This window comes from Streptomyces sp. SID14436, assembly GCF_010548465.1.
In the GTDB taxonomy this organism is placed as follows: Bacteria; Actinomycetota; Actinomycetes; order Streptomycetales; family Streptomycetaceae; genus Streptomyces.
Map to the genome: position 1 here is coordinate 1 of NZ_JAAGMD010000183.1, position 2,525 is coordinate 2,525.

General features: G+C 75.6%; 2 protein-coding genes. One reads left to right on the forward strand and one right to left on the reverse strand.

All coding sequences use genetic code 11. The features are described 5' to 3' along the window. A partial coding sequence (locus tag G3I53_RS06665) for a CDP-alcohol phosphatidyltransferase family protein (protein WP_164438114.1) occupies positions 1–1,335 on the reverse strand: 1,335 nt, incomplete at its 3' end. A 295-nt stretch (positions 1,336–1,630) separates the two neighbouring features. On the opposite strand from G3I53_RS06665, the gene galE reads away from it, so the two are divergent. After that, the coding region (gene galE / locus G3I53_RS06670) for a UDP-glucose 4-epimerase GalE (RefSeq protein WP_164438115.1) at positions 1,631–2,525 on the forward strand (895 nt) is incomplete at its 3' end.

Genomic DNA, 2,525 nt, shown 5'->3' on the forward strand with positions numbered 1-2,525 from the left:
CGCGAGGAGGGCGCGCGAGCCCAGCGGGCCCCGGGCGGGCAGCTTGCGGAGCGGGCCCGCGAGGGCGTCCGCGAGCGGTCCGGAGTCGGCGAGGTCGGCGAGGGCACGGGCGGCCCGGTCGGTCCTGCGCGCCTTGCGGGTGAGGGAGCGCAGGACGCGGCCGGCGGTGGTGTAGAGGGCGGCGAAGGCGCAGCCGACGAGCAGGGCGTAGAAGGTGATGCGGGGGGTGGTGACGGCCGTCAGGAGGGCGATCATCGCCCAGCGCTCGCCGATCGGGAGGACGATCATGCGGCGCAGCCAGACCGTCCAGCCGACGCTGTCGAGCCGGTCGGAGAGGGCCGCGGTGGGGCTGGTGTTGGCGGTGGCGTCGTGGTTGGCCTCGTTGAAGGAGAAGTCCACGACGTGCCGGCAGGTCTGGAGGACCATCGCGCCGAGGGCGAGGGCCCAGACGTCGTCGCCGCCGCGGGCGGCGCCGAGGGCGAGGCCCGCGTAGTAGGCGTACTCCTTGGCCCGGTCGAAGGTGGCGTCGAGCCAGGCGCCGAGGGTGGAGTACTGCAGGGAGTAGCGGGCGAGCTGGCCGTCGGTGCAGTCCAGCACGAAGGAGGCGAGGAGCAGGACGCCGGCGGCGACGAAGCCGGCGCGGGTTCCGGTGGCGGCGCAGCCGGCCGCTATGAGGGCGGTGAGCAGGGAGGCGGTGGTGACCTGGTTGGGGGTCAGGCCGCGCCGGGCGCACCAGCGGGCGATGTAGCGGGAGTACGGGCTGATGCAGAAGGTGGTGAAGAAGCCGTCGCGCGCCTTGACGGCGGACTTCAGGCGGATCGCCTCGTCGTCGACGGCGGCCACCGCCTGCCGGGCCTCGTTGCGGGCCTGCGGGCCGGCGGGGACGGTGGCGACCAGGCTGCCGAGGTCGGGCCGGTGGAGGTCGGCGCCGTCGGCGGCGAGGGAGGAGGCGAGGCGGTCGGCGAGGCCGACGGCGACGGCGGTGCTCCCGGCGGCCTGCGGTTCGCCGTCGGCCCCGGCGGGGGCGTCGCAGGCGGAGTTCTCACGGGCCAGGGCGCGGGTGAGGGCCTGCCGGCCGGCGGGCCGGGCGGTGACGGCCCCGGGGATCGCGGCGAGCGGGAAGCGGGGGTCGGTCAGGCCCAGGCGCAGGGCGTGCTCGTGTCCGACGAACCGGGCGTCGACCACGGCGACCCGCCGGTCGGCGGGCACCTCCGCGAGCAGGGTCTCCGCCTCGGCGGGGCCGGACGCGATCCGCACGTCGAACCCGAGGGAGCGCAGCTCGCCCTCGAGTGACGAACCGGGGACCGGCTGACCGGTGAGGATGGCGGTCGACAACCGAACTCACTCCCTGAGGGGGCCGACGCGTCCACGCCGGTCATGTGCATGGTGGGCGCCCGTGACGGGGCCTCCGGGCGGCATGTCGGCAGAGGCTATCGGATCCCCGGAAGCCCGCGTTCACCGACCGTTCGGCGGTCGGATCCACCTGGTCGGGGCGGCGTCCCTGCCGCGATCATCATCGGGGATGCGGCCCCCGGCCCACAAACCGCGCCCGCAGAACGGGCATTGAGTCCGATAGGGGACACCCCGGCCGCTCCGTCCGCTCCCCCGGGTCGTCATAGGGTGGTCGACCATGACATGGCTGATCACCGGCGGAGCCGGCTACATCGGGGCACACGTGGCGCGGGCCATGGCCGACGCCGGGGAGGACGTCGTCGCGCTGGACGACCTCTCGGCCGGGGTGCCGGCCCGCCTGCCGGCCGGGATCCCGCTGGTCGAGGGGTCCGCCCTGGACGGCGCCCTGGTCCGGAAGGTGCTGGCGGAGCACGCGGTGACCGGGGTGGTGCACCTCGCCGCGCGCAAGCAGGTCGCCGAGTCGGTGGCACGCCCCACCCGGTACTACCGGGAGAACGTGGGCGGTCTGGCGACGCTGCTGGAGGCGGTCGCGGACGCGGGCGTCGGCCGCTTCGTGTTCTCCTCGTCGGCCGCGGTCTACGGCGACCCGGGTGTGGACCTCATCACGGAGGACGCGCCCTGCGCCCCGGTGAACCCCTACGGGGAGACGAAGCTGGCCGGCGAGTGGCTGGTGCGCGCGGCGGGCCGGGCGCACGGCATCGCGACGGTGTGCCTGCGCTACTTCAACGTGGCCGGGGCGGCGGCGCCGGAGCTGGCCGACACCGGGGTCTTCAACATCGTGCCGATGGTCTTCGACCGGCTCACCCGGGGCGAGGCCCCCCGCATCTTCGGCGACGACTATCCGACGCCGGACGGCACCTGCGTGCGTGACTACATTCACGTGGCCGATCTGGCCGAGGCGCACCTGGCGGCGGCCCGGCAGCTGTCCGGGGGCGGGGCGGCGGGCGACCTGACGGTGAACGTGGGCCGGGGCGAGGGCGTGTCCGTGCGCGAGCTGATCACGGTCATCGGCGAGGTCACCGGTGACCGGAGGACTCCGCTGGTCGAGCCGCGCCGCCCGGGCGACGCCCCGCGCGCGGTGGCGTCGGCGGCGCTGGCGGCGGAGCGCCTGG